Origin of the sequence: Actinoplanes sp. NPDC049316 (assembly GCF_040677315.1) — a bacterium.
GTDB lineage: Bacteria > Actinomycetota > Actinomycetes > Mycobacteriales > Micromonosporaceae > Actinoplanes.
The window spans coordinates 136,405-153,501 of record NZ_JBFAQM010000012.1; the positions used below are offsets into that span (position 1 = coordinate 136,405).

13 protein-coding genes are annotated in these 17,097 nt (G+C 71.5%); 3 read left to right on the forward strand and 10 right to left on the reverse strand.

Annotated features, from left to right (window positions below; genetic code table 11):
- Positions 1-220: 220 nt before the first annotated feature.
- Together AB0K03_RS20270 and AB0K03_RS20275 are read right to left on the reverse strand one after the other, a co-directional pair.
- Entirely contained in the window at positions 221-445 is a 225-nt protein-coding gene (locus AB0K03_RS20270; RefSeq protein ID WP_199513290.1) for a DUF397 domain-containing protein, read from the reverse strand.
- Positions 409-1,290 carry a helix-turn-helix transcriptional regulator gene (locus tag AB0K03_RS20275; RefSeq protein WP_364687143.1) on the reverse strand — a complete coding sequence of 294 codons (882 nt, stop codon included), beginning with the start codon at positions 1,288-1,290 and terminating at the stop codon, positions 409-411. The genes AB0K03_RS20270 and AB0K03_RS20275 overlap by 37 nt, the downstream gene beginning before the upstream one ends.
- 454 nt (positions 1,291-1,744) lie before the next feature.
- On the opposite strand from AB0K03_RS20275, the gene AB0K03_RS20280 reads away from it, so the two are divergent.
- Positions 1,745-2,044 (forward strand): hypothetical protein, encoded by a 300-nt coding sequence (locus AB0K03_RS20280; protein WP_364687022.1) that lies wholly within the window; start codon positions 1,745-1,747, stop codon positions 2,042-2,044.
- A gap of 276 nt (positions 2,045-2,320) precedes the next feature.
- Here AB0K03_RS20280 and AB0K03_RS20285 read toward each other — a convergent pair whose 3' ends face one another.
- Positions 2,321-3,367: a PASTA domain-containing protein gene (locus tag AB0K03_RS20285; RefSeq protein ID WP_364687024.1), complete on the reverse strand. Its 1,047-nt coding sequence runs from the start codon at positions 3,365-3,367 to the stop codon at positions 2,321-2,323.
- Positions 3,368-3,474: 107 nt separating this feature from the next.
- Between AB0K03_RS20285 and AB0K03_RS20290 the strand changes: the two genes are divergently transcribed.
- Positions 3,475-5,040: a Hansenula MRAKII killer toxin-resistant protein 1 gene (locus AB0K03_RS20290; RefSeq protein WP_364687026.1), complete on the forward strand. Its 1,566-nt coding sequence runs from the start codon at positions 3,475-3,477 to the stop codon at positions 5,038-5,040.
- Here AB0K03_RS20290 and AB0K03_RS20295 read toward each other — a convergent pair.
- Positions 5,037-6,530, reverse strand: coding sequence for a glutamate-cysteine ligase family protein (locus tag AB0K03_RS20295; protein ID WP_364687028.1), 1,494 nt, complete (start codon positions 6,528-6,530; stop codon positions 5,037-5,039). The two genes, AB0K03_RS20290 and AB0K03_RS20295, sit on opposite strands and share 4 nt — an antisense overlap.
- A 203-nt stretch (positions 6,531-6,733) precedes the next feature.
- Complete coding sequence (locus AB0K03_RS20300) at positions 6,734-7,315, reverse strand: YceI family protein (RefSeq protein ID WP_364687030.1); 582 nt, start codon at positions 7,313-7,315, stop codon at positions 6,734-6,736.
- A gap of 90 nt (positions 7,316-7,405) precedes the next feature.
- Here AB0K03_RS20300 and AB0K03_RS20305 point away from each other — a divergent pair, with 90 nt between their 5' ends.
- Complete coding sequence (locus AB0K03_RS20305) at positions 7,406-7,918, forward strand: MarR family transcriptional regulator (RefSeq protein ID WP_364687032.1); 513 nt, start codon at positions 7,406-7,408, stop codon at positions 7,916-7,918.
- 600 nt (positions 7,919-8,518) lie between these two features.
- Here AB0K03_RS20305 and AB0K03_RS20310 read toward each other — a convergent pair.
- From AB0K03_RS20310 to AB0K03_RS20330, 5 genes are all read right to left on the reverse strand, one after another.
- A complete protein-coding gene (locus AB0K03_RS20310) occupies positions 8,519-10,981 on the reverse strand; it encodes a helix-turn-helix domain-containing protein (protein ID WP_364687034.1) in 2,463 nt (820 codons plus the stop codon).
- Positions 10,982-11,305: 324 nt separating this feature from the next.
- Entirely contained in the window at positions 11,306-12,463 is a 1,158-nt protein-coding gene (locus tag AB0K03_RS20315) for an acyl-CoA dehydrogenase family protein (protein ID WP_364687036.1), read from the reverse strand.
- A 24-nt stretch (positions 12,464-12,487) separates the two neighbouring features.
- Entirely contained in the window at positions 12,488-14,014 is a 1,527-nt protein-coding gene (locus tag AB0K03_RS20320) for an acyl-CoA carboxylase subunit beta (RefSeq protein ID WP_364687038.1), read from the reverse strand.
- 489 nt (positions 14,015-14,503) lie between these two features.
- The gene (locus tag AB0K03_RS20325; protein WP_364687040.1) at positions 14,504-15,649 is read right to left on the reverse strand and encodes a chaplin family protein; all 1,146 of its coding nucleotides are present in this window, start codon (positions 15,647-15,649) and stop codon (positions 14,504-14,506) included.
- A 254-nt stretch (positions 15,650-15,903) separates the two neighbouring features.
- Positions 15,904-17,076, reverse strand: coding sequence for a hypothetical protein (locus AB0K03_RS20330; protein ID WP_364687042.1), 1,173 nt, complete (start codon positions 17,074-17,076; stop codon positions 15,904-15,906).
- Between the last annotated feature and the right edge of the window lie 21 nt (positions 17,077-17,097).

The window sequence follows — 17,097 nt, forward strand, 5'->3', positions numbered from 1 at the left end:
ACGGTACAAATCCGGCGAAAATGGGACGGCCGCCGCCCGTCGTCGATGACGGGAGCGGCCGTCCGCCCTCGGGGAGGACACCGGGCCGGCACATGGATCGACCCGCCCACCCGGGTGCCCCATCCGGCCCAGTGGGCGGGTCGGTCGGGTGGTGCGCCGGGGAGCGGGCCGGGAGTTCCCGCTTGCCTGGCCGGTCCCGTCAGGCTCGGGGAATCCGTTCCTACAGGTCGAACTCGCCGTCCTTGGCGCCACCCACGAACGCGTCCCATTCGTCGGCGGTGAAGATCAGCGCAGGCCCGGTGGGGTTCTTCGAGTCGCGTACGGCGATCGCCTCGTCGACGAACGCCACCTCGACGCAGTTGTCGCAGTTCGGGCCGCTACGGGTGCTCTTGAACCACTGCGCACGGCTCAAATCGATCCGGAAACCCTTGGTCTCGACTTCCACAATGGCTCCTCTGCCAGCATTGCGATCATGTTCCTGGACTCCTCGGGTGAGAGGGCCGTCGCCCGGATGGTCTCGAAGATCGAGTTGTACTTGCGGAGTTCGTCGGTCTTCTCCAGAAACAGCCCGCCGGTGGCGTTCTCGGCGAACACCACGTCCGGGTCCTCGGCATCGGGAAAGTCGAGGATCGCGAACGTGCCGTCCATCCCGGCGTGCGCTCCCGCCGCGAACGGCAGGATCTGAAGGGTCACGTTCGGCAGCTCGCTCATCCCGGCCAGATGGACCAATTGGTCCCGCATGACCTCGTCGCCGCCGACCGGCCGGCTCACCACCGCCTCATCGAGCACCACCCAAAGATCGATCGGATCGTCCTGAATCAATAACGCTTGGCGAGCCATCCGGACTCGTACCCGTTGCTCTATTTCTTGGTCGGTGTCACCCAGTCGGGCGGCACGAATCATCGCAATTGCATACCTGTCGGTCTGAAGAAGTCCGGGCACCACCTGCTGCTCGTACGCCCGGATCGACTTCGCCGCCGCCTCGAGCCCGACATAGGCCCCGGTGAGAACCGTGCTGAACGGATGCCACCATCCTTTTTGCCGCGCTTCCTTGGCAATCTGGACTAATTCTTCAGCTTCTGTCCCATGCACGCCGTAAATGTCCAACATGTCTTGAACATCGCGGGGCGTCGCGCTGGTGTGCCCGGTCTCGATCCGGGACACCTTGGACGGTGAACAGCCGAGCCGATCGGCGACCACGTCGATCGTCACGCCGGCTCCGTCGCGATGTCTGCGCAGTTCAGCACCGAGGCGGCGACGGCGGATCGTGGGACTGCGGCGGGGATTCACGCGGACCTCCGGTGCTCCGGCGGAAACGGCGAGATGCTCCGCCGTACGGCGTTTGTCGGTTCCAGTCTCTCTGGTGATCTCTTGATCCTTCAAGCGTCGACAGTGATCACTTGGTCACGTTCGGCTGACGTGCAACTTGCATCGATCCTGCGGGTGGTGCAATCTTTGCGTACGGCAGGCGTCACTTACTGTTCTTGAGCGGCGCGGCCGGCCCGACCCATCGCACAAAAGCGACGCCGATGCGGGGTCGGCTCCAACCGAATGTCCTTCGTGGACTGATCAAGTCACGGGGTCCTGGCGGGGGCCGACGGCGACGTTATGGCACCGTTGTGATGATTGGCATCTTCGCAACCTTGCCAACGCGTTTAAGCCGGGCACACTGGAGCATCTGTGTTCACTGTGCGGCAAATCGGTGTTTGCCCCCCCCGAGACTGGGTTCAGGACAGGAGTTGACGTGCTTCCTCGATCCGGCGATGTCATCCACGTGACGAAGGCGGCGAGCGTCCAATTCGCATCGCCGATGCTTTTCCGGGTCATCCGCGTCCACGACTGGCCGACGTACGAGGGCTGGATCTGGCTGGACGGCTACGAGCTCAACACCACCGGCGACGCCGTGGAACGCCGATCGATCTTCGTGCAGGTCAGTGGTCTGCGCCAGGTGGGCAAGGCGCCCGACCCACGCACCCGCAACGCCCGCCAGCCCGGCCTCACGTCGGGCGCCATCCCCGCCCGCGCGCTGCGCACCAACCGCTGACGGTTCCTGCGGCGGGGAACGAACCGCCGACGGTTCCTTGCGGCGGACCGCACAGGTCCGCGGCGGACCGCACAGGCCCGCAGCCGGACGGCCGGAAGCACGTCCCGGCCGTCCGTCACCGAGCCGCGAGCCGCACCACCGGCGCAGGCTCTGCGCCGTCCGCCTCACCACGATCCGCCACCGCGCCGACTCACCGGCCACGCCACCGCGCCGGGCTCGCCCGCTGCGCCCACCGCGACCGGTCGGCGCGCGTTGGCAGGCTCGTGAAACCGCTGGTCAGTCCCCTTCCGGCGCGTCAGCCGGCTCGGTCGTCGCGGTCGTCGTCGGCGTCGTCGTGGTCGTCGTCCGTTCGGCGGCGATGATGAGGTTGATGATCGTGTCGTCCGGGACCTGCTGACCCTCCGGCGGATCGCTGTCGATCACCGTGCCCGGGGGCGCCTCCGTGCTCTGCACGTACCGCAGGCGGTAGTTCAGGCCGCTGCGGTTCAGCGCGGCCCGCGCCTCTTCCAGCGACAGCCCGCGCAGCGCCGGGATCGTGATGTCGCTCGGCGAGGTGGGCGGCGTGGTCGTCGGCTGGGTGGTCGTCGGCGGCGTGGTCGTCGGCTCGGCCGTCGGCTCGGTGGTCGGCGGTGCGGCCGGTGAGAGCGTCGCCGTCGGGGCGGGGGCCGGCGTACCGCCGTCATCCGTGGACTGCACGATCAGATAGATGCCCCAGGCCAGCAGGCCGAGCAGGATCAGGCCGACGATGCCCACCACGATCGGCGTCCACCAGCGGCCGCGCGGTTCCTCGGCCGGCACCGCGGCCCAGTCCGTACCCTCATCGGCCGGTCTCGGCGCACGGACCCCGGCGCGGCCCGCCCAGATCTCGTCCTCATCGGCCCAGTTCGCGCCGGCCGCGGCCGGCGGATGAACCGCCGTGGCGTCGGTGCCGCGGGCAGGCGGAAGGACAGCGGTCGGTTCGCCCGGCGCCGGTTCGTCAACCCCCGGCATCATTTCCGTACGGTCATCCTCGACGGCCGGCATCATCTCCGTACGGTCACCCGCCGCGTCATCCTCGACGGCCGGCATCATCTCCGTACGGTCACCCGCCGCGTCATCCTCGACGGCCGGCATCATCTCCGTACGGTCTCCCGGCGGCATTTGTGCGGAATCGTCGGCCGCCGGCAGGAGCGCCGTACCGTCCGGATCGGTCTGTGGGCGCGGCATCTGCTGGGTGCGGTCGGCCTCGGTGTCACCCGCGCGGGTACCCCCGTTCGGCTGATTTCCTCCCTCGCCGGGGGGTTCGTCGCCGAAAGGGAACGACTCGCGGGTGTCGCCGGACATCGCCGTATCGTCTCCCTCGCCTCAGGCCTTCGTTGTCAACCTAACCAATCTTGGAGCATCCGCTCATCGATTCGCAGCCATAGCCGGGTCCGGCTACAGTGCCCGGCATGGCCGCGAAGGGCTGGACAGGGCAGGTGGCAGCCGCGGCCGGAGCAGCCGCGGGGACGGGCGCTGCCCAACTCGGCATGGGGTACGGGCTCGGCGTGGTGGTCTGGCCCTCCGCGGGCACGGCCGACGACAGCGTCTGGCTCGGCAGTCTCGGCTGGGCCACCTGGATCGCCGCGAGCGCGACGGTCTTCGGCGCGGTGATCGGCGGACGGTTCGGCCGGGCGCACGGTGGACCGTGGCGCTTTGCGCTGGCGGTGTCGGCAGCGGTCGGCGCCCTGCTCACGGTGCTGCTCGTCGCTCTGCCGGCGCGGGCTGCCGTGCGCGCGGACACTTTCTCACCGCAGTCGATCGCCGCGGGGTACGCAGCCGTCGGTGTCGTGCTCGGTCTATTCATCGCGTACTGGGCAGTGGTCTCGCGATCCGTGGCGACGAACCTGGTCGTGACCGCGGGCTGGCTCTGGGCGCTGGCGGTGGCGGCCGTGGCGGCGGACGTCTTCTGGCACCGGCCGTCGGCGGCCTACCCGTCGAGCTGGCAGTTCGCTGCCGGCGACGGCGGCACGTACGGAACGATCTACTGGCCCAGCGCGCTCCTGACGCTGCTCGCGGCTTTCGTCATCGGCGTGCTCGGCGCCTGGTCGTCGGCCCGCCGCGGAAACCTCGGCGTGGGTACGGCCTCCTCCGGCGCGGTGGGACCGCTGCTGGTCGCGGCCGCATTCCTGGTGCTCGCCCCGCAACTCACCCGGTCGCTGGGTCCGCTCGAGTCGGCCTACCTGATCGCGCCGTACGCGGTCCTGGCCGGTCTCGCCGGGTCCGCGGCGACCGTGGCGCTCGGGCAACGCACGGCAGCGCGCCGCACAGCCGACGGCAGCGACTCGACCGGCCCGTCAGAGCCTGCGGGGGTTGTCGCAGTCCCGGCTCAGCGGCCGGCCTCCGCAAAGCCGGCTCCAGCGTCTGCGAAGTCGGCCTCAGCATCCGCAACGCCGGATCCAGCGCCCGCGACGCCGGGATCACCATCCGCAACGCCGGGCTCAACATCCGCAACGCCGGCCTCAGCATCCGCAACGTCGACGAAGCCGCGAAACGGGAACCAGACGGAGTCGCCGAATCCGGGCACGACCGAGCGGCGAGGCGGAAGCGCCGACGCCGCGAGCGAGCCGGCCGCGGTCGAGCCGCAGGGGTTCGCCACCGGCAGAGCGAAGGCCCGCCCACCGGCAGCGCGTCCCGGCCGGCCCGGACCGGCCAAGGCGGCCGTACCGATGAATTCGGCCCGTCCGGCCGCATCCGGGTCGGCGAGAACTGGCGAGCCGGCCGCGTCAGCCGGCCCGGCGACGACGCCCCAATCGGCCAAGACGAACGAGCCCGCCGAGGCGGCGGAGCCCCGGTCGACGGTCGCGCGCCCGCCTGCGGCGCCGACTGTCGCGCAGATCAATCCCGGCAGGACCGGCTCCGCGAGCGCGGCCGCGAAGAAGGCTGATCCGGCGAGAAGCGCGACCCCCGCGAAGAGGACCGGTGCGGCGAAGAAGGCGGCGCCGCGGCATGACGGGGCGCCGCGGCAGGACGGTTAGTCGATCGGCCAGGTGTGGACCGGCTCGTTTGTCTGCTGGTGGGCGCTGTACCGGAGCAGCATGTCGTGCAGGGCGGCGGACCGGTCCAGGTTGCGGTGGTGCTCGGCCGACCACACCGCCTCGGTCTGCCAGGTGGCGCCGTTGCGGCCGGTCCGGCAGCGGTCGTCGATGACGCCGAGGAGCCGGTCGCGGTGGCGGCGATCCACCCCGAACATCGCCAGGCCCTCGTCGGCCTTGGGGAGCAGGGTGTCGCGGACGAGGTCGGTGACGGGGCTTTCCCCCGTACCCGGCCAGAGGATTGTCGCTTCCATGCCTCGGCGGGCCGCAACGTGAAAATTGTCCTCGGCCACCGGGAACGCGAGACGGCTCCAGACCGGGCGTTCCTCGTCCGCGAGCCGGTGGGTGAGTCCGAAGTAGAAAGCCGCGTTGGCGAGCATGTCGACGACCGTCGGGCCGGCGGGCAGGACCCGGTTCTCGACGCGGAGGTGCGGCCGGCCGGCCATGACGTCGTAGACCGGCCGGTTCCAGCGGTAGACCGTGCCGTTGTGCAGGCGCAGCTCGCCCAGGTGCGGCACGCCACCCTGCTCGAGCACGGCGATCGGGTCCTCGTCGTCGATGATCGGAAGCAGCGGCGGGAAATATCGGACGTTCTCCTCGAAGAGGTCGAAGACCGAGGTGATCCAGCGTTCGCCGAACCAGACCCGGGGCCGTACGCCCTGCGCCTTGAGCTCGTCCGGCCGGGTGTCCGTAGCCTGCTCGAACAGGGCGATCCGGGTCTCCGCCCAGAGCTGCCGCCCGTGCAGGTACGGCGAGTTCGCCCCGATCGCCACCTGGACCGCGGCGACGGCCTGCGAGGCGTTCCACTGGGCGGCGAACCGCTCCGGCGGAACCTGCAGGTGGAACTGGACACTCGTGCACGCCGCCTCGGGGGCGATGGAGTCGTTGGCGGTCTGCAGGCGTTCGACGCCGCGGATGTCCACACTGAACTGTTCGCCGCGGGCGCCGGCGATCTGTTCGTTGAGGGCCTGGTAGCGGTCGTTCGCCGACAGGTTGGCCAGCACCAGGTGGTCCGGCGTCAGCGTCGGCAGGCTGCCGATGAGCACGATGGCCGCGTCGGACTTGGCCGCCCGGTCCGCGGCCCGGCCTAGGCTCTCGAGCAGGTCCTCCTCGTACTCGCCGAAGCCGTCACCGCTGATCAGCCGGGGGCTGGCGTTGAGCTCGAGGTTGAAGCGGCCGAGCTCGGTCTGGAACGCGGGGTCGGCGAGGTCGGCGAGCACCTCGGCGTTGCGCATGGCCGGCTCGCCGTCGGCGTCCATGAGGTTGAGCTCGACCTCGAGGCCGGTCCGGCGGCTGTCGGTGTCGAACGAGGGTCCGCACTGGTCGCGGCGGTCGAGCATCAGCGCCAGGACGTCCAGGCACCGCCGGACTTTCTGCCGATAGTGGACCCGGTCCTCGGTGGAGAACGTCGTACCGGACAGGGCCTTACCCATCGATCCTCCTGGCACGTTCGTACGACGCTCACTCAGACCAGATGAAACGGTCATACATCAGCTCTGGGTGAGCACGCGGAAGCGCAGGGTCCACCTTGACAGACGATGGCGGGGTTCGCCAGCGGTAGTCGATGAGCGTTCAGACGACGAAGGCGCCACCCCGGGTGGGGCGGCGCCTTACGTACGGTGATGCGACGGGGGCATCAGGCCTGACGGATGGCCTCGCCCTCGATCTCGATCTTGACCTTCTTGCCGACCATCACGCCGCCGGACTCCAGCGCCATGTTCCAGGTCAGACCCCAGTCCTCGCGGTCGATCTCGGTGGTCGCGCTGAAACCGAAGACCTGCTGACCGTACGGGCTGACGGTCGCGCCCTCGAACTCGACGAGGAGCTCGACCGGGCGGGTGACGCCCTTGATCGTGAGCTCGCCCGCGAGGACGAGCTCGCTGCCCTCGAAGGACTTCACGCCGGTGCTGCGGAAGTCCATCGTCGGGTACTTCTCGACCTCGAAGAAGTCGCCGGTGCGCAGGTGGTTGTCGCGGTCGGCCTGGCCGGTGCTGACGCTGGCGGTCTTGATGGAGGCGACGACCGAGGACTCGAGCGGGTTCTCGGCGACGGTGACGGTCGCGGTGGCCTCGGCGAAGTCGCCGCGCACCTTGCTGACCATGAGGTGACGGACCACGAAGCCGACCCGCTTGTGCGCGGCGTCGAGCTCGTAGGTGCCGGCGGCCGGAATCTGGAGACCCTGGAACTCGCGGGTACCAGTGGCGGCGGTGTCGGTCATGACGGGTCCTCTCGGAGGTGGCTCGGTATTTGTCTGACGGAGCAACTATACGCCACGCAATATTCCCCGTGTCAATAGGGTGCTGTTAGCATGGATGGCGTGGGAACCAACTTCGATGACCCCCGGTTCACCGCCTTCGGCCTGTTCGCCGAGGCGTACACGGGCCTGACCAACCGCTTCGCCGCCCAGTTCGAGGAGCACCGCCTCTCCAGCGTCGAGTTCGAGGTGCTGCTCCGCCTCGCCCGCTCGCCACGGCATCGGCTGCGGATGACCGACCTCGCCGGCCAGACGTCGCTGTCCACCAGCGGCGTCACCCGGGTCGTCGACCGCATGGACCGCGAGGGCCTGATCCGCCGCGAGGCCTGCCCTAGCGACCGCCGCAGCTCGTACGCGGTCGTCACCCCGGCCGGCATGCAGCGCCTCGAGGAGGTCATGCCGGGCCATCTCGAGCTCATGCAGCAGTGGTTCATCGGCCAGCTCAGCCCGACGCAGCTCGATCAGCTCCTCGACGCGCTGCGAACGATCAGAGACGCGGTCAACCCGTGCGCGACCGCGGGGAGCGCGGAGACGAGCCCGGAGCCGGCGGCGCCGAGCCACTCCTGACCCACGCGACGCGGCCTTCGCCTCGGGACGTGCCCAGTTCGGGCCGCCGGGCCGCCGGGTTGCCGGACCGCGCCGGACCGCCGGGCTGCCGGACCGCGCCGGACCGCCGGGCTGCCGGACCGCGCCGGACCGCCGGGTCGCCGGACCGCGCCGGGCCGCCGGGTCGCCGTGGGCGATCGCTGAGTGAGCGCCCGCAGGCCTTGAGTAAGCGCTTCCCCGGCACTCTCACCTCCGCCGGGTGAGGAACCGGCAGAACTACCGGCAGAACCGTCGGATACCGGCGTACCAAACCCACCGATCTACGCATATCAGCTGATCGCCCCCGCTAGGGTGATCTCCGCAGGGGGACGCGGCGCGGCCGAGGCCGGGGCGGGGGCAAACGGGGGCGCCATCGTTCTCGCCGCGTTACTGGGGCGTTGCGACGGCCGGCGTTGTGGGGGGCACGGAAAACGCCGGTCGTCCACGCCCCGGCCGCTGCTCACCGGCAAACCCCGACACCGCCAGCCGGCCACTGCGCCCACCCCCACTGCGCCGCCCACCGCCGGCCGACCGCTGCGCCCACCGCCGGCCGACCGCTACGAAGCGGGTGCGCCGGCCGGCCTAACCGAGGAGCTCCCGCTCCCGGGGCAGCAGCGTGATCCCCGCCGTACGGCACAGCTCCGTCAGCCGATGCATCGCCTTCGCCCGCCGCTCCCCGTCCCGGGTGCTGCGGATCAGCCCGATCAGCGCCTCCACGGTGTCGCGGGGATCGTGCCCGCCGTCGTACGCCTCGATCGCCGCCGTGAACGCCTCCGCCGCGCGGTCCACGTCGCCGCGCCGCAGTGCGACCGCGCCTGCCACGACGGCGGCCGGGCCGTCCATCGGCAGCGTCGACCCGGGTGGCCGGAGCTCCTCCAGCACCGCCTCGGCCTCGGCCAGGTCTCCGGCCTCGGCCACCGCCAGGCCCACCGTGGCGAGGACGCGCCGGCGGTGACCGGGATCGCCGACCTCCTCGAGCTCGGCGATCGCGTCGCGGCCGAGACGGGCCGCCTCCCCGAGGTGACCGTCCAGGCGTTCGATCTCCGCGAGGTTGGCGACCGCCACGGCGCGCAGCCGGTGTTCGCCGCAGCGGCTCGCCAGCCGGTCGATCTCGGCGAGGCGGCCGCGGGCCGCGGCCAGGTTGCCCGCGCGTACGTCGTGCCAGGTGAGGTTGTTCTCGGCCACGGCCATGTCGCGGATGCGGCCGCTGTCGCGGGCGAGTTCCCGCGCGGCCTCGGCGTGGCGGCGGGCCAGGTCGTAGTCGCGAGTCGTCATCCGCAGCGCGGCCAGCTGGGTGTGCGCGGTGAGCCGGCCGTTCACGTCGCCGAGCCGGGTGAACCCGGCGAGCGCGGACTCGGCGGACGCGATCTCTTCGCCGCCCGCGCCGTGCTCGAGCGCCAGCTGCGCCAGACCCACTTCGGCCCAGGCGCGGGTCGCCGGGTCCGCGTCGGCCGTACGCGGGTCGGCCAGCAACCGGCGCAGCCACTGCCGGCCCGTCACGTCGCGCCCGCGGAAGCGCCACCATCGGGGCAGGCAGGCGGCGAGGCGCAGCGCCGTGTGCGGTTGCTCGCGGGCGGCGTACGCCAGGGCGGCGCCGAGGTCACCGGCGACGTCGTCGAGGCGGGCGGCCGCGTCGGCCAGGCGGGCGCCGGTCAGCTCGGGCGCGATGCTCATGGCCAGGTCGGCCATCACCTCGGCGTGCCGTCGCCGGGCGGCCGGGAGGTCGCCCTGAACGGCGGCCTGTTCGAGGGCGTAGTCGCCGACCACGTCGAGCAGGCGGAAGCGGAACGCCCGGGCGCCCCGCGTGCTGAGCAGGCCGAGCTCGAGGAAGCGGTCCAGCAGGTGCACCACGTCGAGGTCGGGGCTGGGGTCGACGATCCGTTCGGCGAGATCCAGCGACCAGCGGTTGCGGAAGGTCGCCAGGCGGTGCAGGGCCATCTGCTCGTCGGTGCTGAGCAGGCGGTAGCTGGCTGCGACGGCTTCGCGTACCGACACGACGCCGGTGTCCGCGGGCCGGCCGGACAGGTCGCGCACCGGCAGCACCCCACCGTCGGCGGGGCGCCCGGACAGGTCGAGGACGCGGTCGCCGTACCGGTCGAGGATCTCCGGGATGGTGAGCACCCGGCCGCGAGCGGCCGCCAGCTCCAGCGCGATCGGCAGCCCACCGAGCCGGCGGACCAGGGCGGCGAGCGCCGTCACCTCGGCCGGTTCGACGGGGGCCTCGCGGACGCGGGCGAGCCGGTCCATGAAGAGTGCGGCCGCCGGGTATCGGGCCACGTCCGCGGGCGCCGCGTCGGCCGGCGGTGCGTCCAGCGGTGCGACCGGGCGTACCCGTTCGGTGGGCAGGCCGACCGGATGCCGGCCGGTGGCGAGGAACCGCAGGGTCGGGTGCTGGGCGAGCAGCCGGCCGAGGGCCTCGGCGACGGCCTCCGGCGCGCGCTCCACCGCGTCGATCAACAGCAGGGCGGACCGGCCGGAGAAGCGCGGCGCCAGGTCGTCGGGGCGGCCCACGCCGAAGACGGCGGCGACGCCGCCGAGCACCTCGCCGGTGGTGGAGCCGTCGGTGATGACGATGCCCGCGACCCCGCCGGGGTAGGCGTCGGTGACCCGGTGCGCCACGGTCAGCGCGAGGCTGGTCTTGCCCACTCCGGCCAGGCCCACCAGGGTGACGCCCCGGCCCTCGGCGGGCCGGTCGCGCAGGCGGTCGGCGAGCTCGGCGACGTCGCCGTCGCGGCCGATCAGATCGCTCGGCGGGGGCAGGCGTACGAAGCGTGGCGGCGCCGCGGTCTGCGAGGGCTGCCCCCGGGCGGCGGCGAGGAACGCGAGCCGGTCCGCGCCCGCCAGCCCCAGCGCCGCAGCGAGCAGCTCCACCGTGGTCCGTTGCGGACGGGAGGCGCGGCCGCGTTCCAGGTCTCGTACGGTGCGGACGCCGACCGCCGCCCGCGCCGCGAGCTCGTCCTGGGTCAGTTTCGCGCGCAGCCGGTAGCTGCGCAGCACGGCGTCGAATCCCGGACCCCCCTGGTCCGCCCCGTGATCGGACGTCATGACAATGAACCTAGGCAGACATGATGATGAATGCCGAGTTCAGACGGCGGATTGTCGACTAACCGACGCATCCGCCGCCGGATTTGCCGCGGAACCTGCCCGCGAGTCCAAGATCTACAGCCGGGCCCGCCACGGGTCGTGGCCCGGTGCGGGCCCGGCCCCCCCACAGGCGCAAGGCCCGGTGCGGCCCCCGCCACAGGCGCAAGGCCCGGCGCGGGCCGGCCCCGCCACAGGCGCAAGGCCCGGCGCGGGCCGGCCCCGCCACAGGCGCAAGGCCCGGCGCGGGCCGGCCCCGCCACAGGCGCAAGGCCCGGTGCGGCCCCGCTACAGGCCGAGCCCTCGAGCGATGATCATGCGCTGCACCTCGGAGGTGCCCTCGCCGATCTCGAGGATCTTGGCGTCTCGGTAGAACCGGCCCACCGCCGACTCGTTCATGAAGCCGTAGCCGCCGTGCACCTGGGTGGCGTACCGGGCGTTGTCCATCGCGGCCTCGCTGGCGTACAGCTTGGCGAGGGCGGCCTGGTGCTTGAAGTCCTCGCCGGCGAGCATCCGCGCCGCGGCGTCGTAGTACGCGAGCCGCGCGGTGTGCGCCCGCATCTCCATGTCCGCGATCATGAACTGGACGGCCTGATTGGACCCGATCGGGCGGCCGAAGGCCTGACGCTCCTTGGCGTACTTCGCCGACTCGTCGACACAGCCCTGGGCGAGTCCGGTGGACAGGGCGGCGATCGCGATGCGCCCCTCGTCGAGGATGCGCAGGAACTGGGCGAAGCCGCGGCCACGCTCACCGAGCAGGTTCGCGGCCGGTACCCGTACGTCGTCGAACGCCAGCTCGTGCGTGTCCGAGGCGCACCAGCCCACCTTGGAGTAGCCCGGCGCGACGGTGAACCCCGGAGTGCCGGACGGCACGATGATCGTCGACAGCTCCTTGGAGCCGTCCGGCTTCCTGCCGGTCACCGCCATCACGGTCACCAGGCAGGTGATGTCCGTGCCGGAGTTGGTGATGAACGCCTTGGAGCCGTTGATGACCCACTCCCCCGTGGCCTCGTCGAGCACCGCGCGGGTCGTCGTCCCGGCCGCGTCGGAGCCCGTGCCCGGTTCGGTGAGACCGAAGGCCGCCAGGGACTCGCCGCTGGTCAGCTGGGGGAGCCAGCGGTTCTTCTGTTCCGGCGTACCGAACAAGTGGATCGGCATCGCACCCAGCGAGACGGCCGCCTCCAGGGTGATCGCGACGCTGCTGTCGACCCGCGCCAGCTCCTCCAGGGCCAGGCAGAGGGCGAAGTAGTCGCCACCCATCCCGCCGTGCTCCTCGGGGAACGGCAGGCCGAACAGCCCCATCTTGCCCATCTGGCGGATCAGGTCGTACGGAAAGGTCTTGTGTTCGTAGTGCTCGGCGATGACCGGCGCGACCTGCTCGCGGGCGAAGTCCCGCACGCTGTCCCGCAGTGCCTCCTGCTCTTCGCTGAGCCGGAAGTCGACCATGGCGTGTCCCTTCGAGACGGTGTACTAGACGGGCGTGACGCCGTGCCGGCGGCGGGAGAACGAGCGGTCCTTGCCGCGGGCGGCGGCGAACCGGCGGACGAGCTCGCCGCGCAGGTCGCCGGGCTCCACCACGGCGTCGATCACGAGCTCGCTGGCGAGGCGCAGGATGTCGATGTCGCGTTCGTACTCGGCGCGGCGCTCGGCGATGAAGGCGGCGCGGTCCTCCTCGGGCAGCGCCGCGATCTTGTTCGCGTAGACGGCGTTCACCGCCGCCTCGGCGCCCATCACCGCGATCTTGGCGGTGGGCAGCGCGATCGTCGCGTCCGGGTCGAAGCCGGGGCCGGCCATGGCGTAGAGGCCGGCGCCGTACGCCTTGCGGACCACGACGCAGATCTTGGGTACGGTCGCCTCCGAGATCGCGGTGATCATCTTGGCGCCGTGCCGGATGATGCCCTGCTTCTCCACCGCCGAGCCGACCATGAATCCGGGCACGTCGGAGAGGAAGAGCAGCGGCACGTTGAAGGCATCGCACAGCTGCACGAAGCGGCTGGCCTTGTCGGCGGAGTCGACGAACAGCACGCCGCCCTTGAACATCGAGTTGTTGCCGACCACACCGATGACCTGGCCGTCCAGCCGCGCGAAGCCGACCGTCAGCTCCTTGGCCCACAGCGCCTGGATCTCCAGGAACGATCCCGTGTCGACGATGCCCTTGATGTAACGGCGCATGTCGAACGCCTGCCGCTCGCTCTCCGGCACCAGCGCACCGAGATCCACATTGGCCGGTTCCCCGGCCTCGGCGGACGGAGGCTGCTGCGTGTAGTTCGCGGGCAGGTACGACAGGTACGAGCGGACGACGTCCAGGGCCTCCTGCTCGGTCTTGCACAGGAAGTGCCCGACGCCGGACTCCGCGCAGTGCACGCGGGCTCCGCCCATCGCCTCGAGCGTGGTCTTCTCCCCCGTGACCATCTCGACCATGCGGTCGGATCCGAGGTACATGCTGGCGTTGCCCTCGACCATCGCGACGACGTCGCAGAAGGCCGGGATGTAGGCGCCGCCGGCGGCGGACGGCCCGAACAGCGCGCACACCTGCGGGATCGACCCCGACGCGCGTACCTGCGTGTGGAAGATCTTGCCGGCTCCGCGCCGGCCCGGGAACAGGTCGACCTGGTCGGTGATGCGCGCGCCCGCGGAATCGACCAGATAGACCATGGGTACGCCGGTCGCGTACGCCCGCTCGATGATGCGGATGATCTTCTCAACGGTACGGGCGCCCCACGACCCCGCCTTCACGGTCGAGTCGTTGGCCATGACGCACACCTCGCGCCCGTCGATGCGGGCCGAGCCGGTGATCACGCCGTCCGCCGGGAGCCCTTCGGCGAGGCTGTTGGCGTAGAGCCCGTCCTCCACGAACGAACCCTCGTCGACGAGCAGGGCTATCCGCTCCCGCGCGAACAGCTTGCCCTTCGCGGCGTTCGCGGCGTGGTACTTCTCCGCGCCGCCGGCGACCGCGCGCTTGCGTGCCTGTGCCAGCGCTTCCTCGTCGATTGCCACGTGCCCCCCTCGAGCGCTCCTGAACGATCGTTAGGTTAGCGCATCTTGCACCGAGGGGCCATACGCGCGCTGACCGGGGCCGGCTGCCCTTTCGCGGGCCGGGCCCGCGGCCGTTTCGCCGGTCGGGCCGGCGGCCGTTTCGCGTGGCCGGGCCGGAGGCCCTTTCACGGGCCAGGCCCGCCGCCGTTTCGCGTGGCCGGGCCGGAGGCCCTTTCACGGGCCAGGCCCGCCGCCGTTTCGCGTCGCCGGGCCGGAGGCCTTTTCGCCGGCCGGGCCCGCCGCCGTTTCGCGTCGCCGGGCCGGAGGCCTTTTCGCCGGCCGGGGGCAACGCGAACGGGAGCCCCCGCAGGCTGCGAGGACTCCCGTCCGATGGATGCCGGTGCTGTGGAGGAGCACCGGTTTTCTTTTCACTGCGCGGCGCCTCGCGGCGCCGTACGGGTCAGGCCCGGGACCGGCCCGACCCGCGTCTCACCCCGGCGGGGCCGGTCCTTACTTGAGCAGGCCCGTGACGTCCAGGCCGCCGAGGTTCAGGCCACCGGCGTTGCTCAGGTTCTGGGTGAGGCCGTCGACCGGGGTCGCCTCGGTCTTGGCGGCGTGCTTGCTCGCGGCGTGCGTGCGCGGGCTCTCGCCGTACGAGTCGTCGCCACCCTGGGAGCCACCGTCGCCGTCGACGTCGTCACCGTCGTCGTAGCCGCCGTTGTCACCACCGTTGTCGCCGCCGTTGTCACCGCCGTTGTCGCCACCGGTGCCGTTGCTGCACGCCGCCGACGCGTCGGCCTCACCCAGGACGGCGAGCGCGTTGCCGCAGACGTTGACCGGAACGGTGATCGGCGCGCCGATCTGCGTGCCGTTCAGCACCCCGGTGTTGCCGTTGCTGTCCTGCTTGACGCCGCCCTGGTGGCCCGACTCGTTCGCCGAGGCACCGGCCGCGTTGGCCTCGCCCAGCACAGACGCCGAGTTGCCGGTGATGTTCAGCGGGACGTAGACCGGCGCGGCGATCTGCGTACCGTTGCCGATCCCGGTGTTGTCCGAGCTGTCCTGCTTGATGCTCTCGGTCTTGTGCCCGCCGCCGTTGACGCACACCGCCTGCGAGTTCGCCAGGCCGAGGATCGAGAGCGAGTTGCCGCAGACGTTGACCGGCACGTTGATCGGCGCCGCCACCTGCGTGCCGTTGAGCGCACCGGTGTTGCCCGACGAGTCCTGGCCGACCTTGGCACCCTCGGTACGGGCGCTCTCGGTCTTGTTGACGCCGGAGCCGGCCGCGTTGGCCTCGCCCAGCACGGACGCCGCGTTGCCGACGACGTTCACCGGCACGGTGATTGGCAGCAGCACCTGCGTGCCGTTGAGCACGCCGGTGTTGTCCCAGCTGTTCTGCTTGCCGCCCTTGCCCTGCTTGCCGCTCTCCACCCAGTTGATGCCCTGGCCCGCGGAGTTCGACTCGCCGGCGACGCCGATCGAGTTGCCGACGATGTTCAGCGGCACGGCGACCGTGGTGAACACCTGCGTGCCGTTGGCGATGCCGACGTTGTCGGACGTGGACTGGGTGACGTCGGCGTGCGCCGCACCCGGGGCGAGCAGGAGGGCACCGGCGGCCAGGACACCAGCGCTCAGAGTCTTACGAACCCAAGTCTTCATGAGAAGAAACGTGCCTTTCACAATCGTCGAATGGTGAGTCGCATATTCAATTTGAATGGTGCTCACGGGCGCAGCGGTGCCCTGGCGCAATTCGGATGCCCTGACCCCGCTTGTCGACGTGCGCCCTCGTGGTGGCGCGGTGCGCATGCGGTGACGTGATGACCACGGCCACGGAAATGATTCGCCGCTTGTTCGCAAACGGTTTCAGGAATCGGGCCGCGCTCGTCCGGGCGCAGCACGCCCGGGACCCATCACTAGTCAGGTGAGACGGTCGGTGCCTCGGCGTCGTGGCGCCGGACCTCGACTTCGGTGGCGATCGGCAGCCGGTGGCAGGCCACCGTGCTGTCGGCGATCGCCGACGGAAGGACGGCCGCGGAAGGACCGCCGTCCGTCGCAGTCCCCGGCCCGGAGGCCGGGACACCGTTCGCTGCCCCGAGGTGGACCTGTACGGGTCCCTCACCATCGGGTGCCTCACGGGCCGTGTCACGCGCCGGCTTGTTCTCCGCCAGCGTCGCAGCGGCCATGAACTTGCCGCCCAGCGGCATGATCGCCGCCGGCTTCCCGGCCGGCGACACCTCTGCCTCGGGCTCCTGGACCGGCGGCACGTCGGCCACAGGCCCACCGTGCGGCACGGGCGTGCCGTCGATGTCGGCCGCGGCCGGCTCACTGACCTCGGGCGCTGTCGTCCCGGGTCCCGGCTGCGGCCGGTCCTGCCGCGGCACCTCGACCGCCGGAGCGGTACGCCCGGTGTCCACCGCCTCGCCGGTGAGGCGAACAGGGGCGGTCAGATCCCGGACCACTCGGTCGACCCCGCCCAGGGGGGAGCCCGCGTCCCCGGCGCCGCCGGCTACCTCGCCGACCGTGCCCACGAGCCGTTTCGGGATCGTGGTCACCGCGCCGAGGTCGTGCCGCTCACCGGATGCCAACGGCTGGACGGCCGTCGTGAGGATCCGGTGGACCAAGTCTTTCCCCTGGTCACCGGCACCGTTTTGGGTGCCGGTGGTGTGCTTGCCGGTGCCCGTGCCGGTTTCCGGCTTGGCGGTGCCCGTGCCGGTTTCCGGCTTGGCGGTTCCGGCGAGCGGCTTGGCGGTTCCGGCGAGCGGCTTTCCGACGCCGGCGAGCGGCTTTCCGATGCCGGTGCTGTGCTGCGCCGCCGTGATGTCGTGCACCACGGCGCCGAGCAGGCCGGTCGCCGGGTCACGGTCGTCGGCCTGTGCGGCGGCCCCGGAGAGCAGCCACGCCGCGCCGGCGATGCCGCCGACGACCAGGACGCGCAGACCCCAGGGGGATCGGGTACGCCCGGACCGGCGCCGCTGCCGCTCCGCCCCCTGGCTGGGAGGCGGCATGAGCGCGGGACCACCGGCGGGCGAAACGACCGACGGACGGTACGCCGGGCGCGACTCGCGCTCGACCCCCCATCCCGTCATCGGATCCGCCCCTCATGTCGT

Excerpts from the sequence above, each read along its gene's own strand:
- AB0K03_RS20285 (WP_364687024.1), bottom strand. The coding sequence starts at position 3,367 with ATGTCCGGCGACACCCGCGAGTCGTTCCCTTTCGGCGACGAACCCCCC.
- AB0K03_RS20290 (WP_364687026.1), top strand. The coding sequence starts at position 3,475 with ATGGCCGCGAAGGGCTGGACAGGGCAGGTGGCAGCCGCGGCCGGAGCA.
- AB0K03_RS20295 (WP_364687028.1), bottom strand. The coding sequence starts at position 6,530 with ATGGGTAAGGCCCTGTCCGGTACGACGTTCTCCACCGAGGACCGGGTC.
- AB0K03_RS20300 (WP_364687030.1), bottom strand. The coding sequence starts at position 7,315 with ATGACCGACACCGCCGCCACTGGTACCCGCGAGTTCCAGGGTCTCCAG.
- AB0K03_RS20305 (WP_364687032.1), top strand. The coding sequence starts at position 7,406 with ATGGATGGCGTGGGAACCAACTTCGATGACCCCCGGTTCACCGCCTTC.
- AB0K03_RS20310 (WP_364687034.1), bottom strand. The coding sequence starts at position 10,981 with ATGACGTCCGATCACGGGGCGGACCAGGGGGGTCCGGGATTCGACGCC.
- AB0K03_RS20315 (WP_364687036.1), bottom strand. The coding sequence starts at position 12,463 with ATGGTCGACTTCCGGCTCAGCGAAGAGCAGGAGGCACTGCGGGACAGC.
- AB0K03_RS20325 (WP_364687040.1), bottom strand. The coding sequence starts at position 15,649 with ATGAAGACTTGGGTTCGTAAGACTCTGAGCGCTGGTGTCCTGGCCGCC.
- AB0K03_RS20330 (WP_364687042.1), bottom strand. The coding sequence starts at position 17,076 with ATGACGGGATGGGGGGTCGAGCGCGAGTCGCGCCCGGCGTACCGTCCG.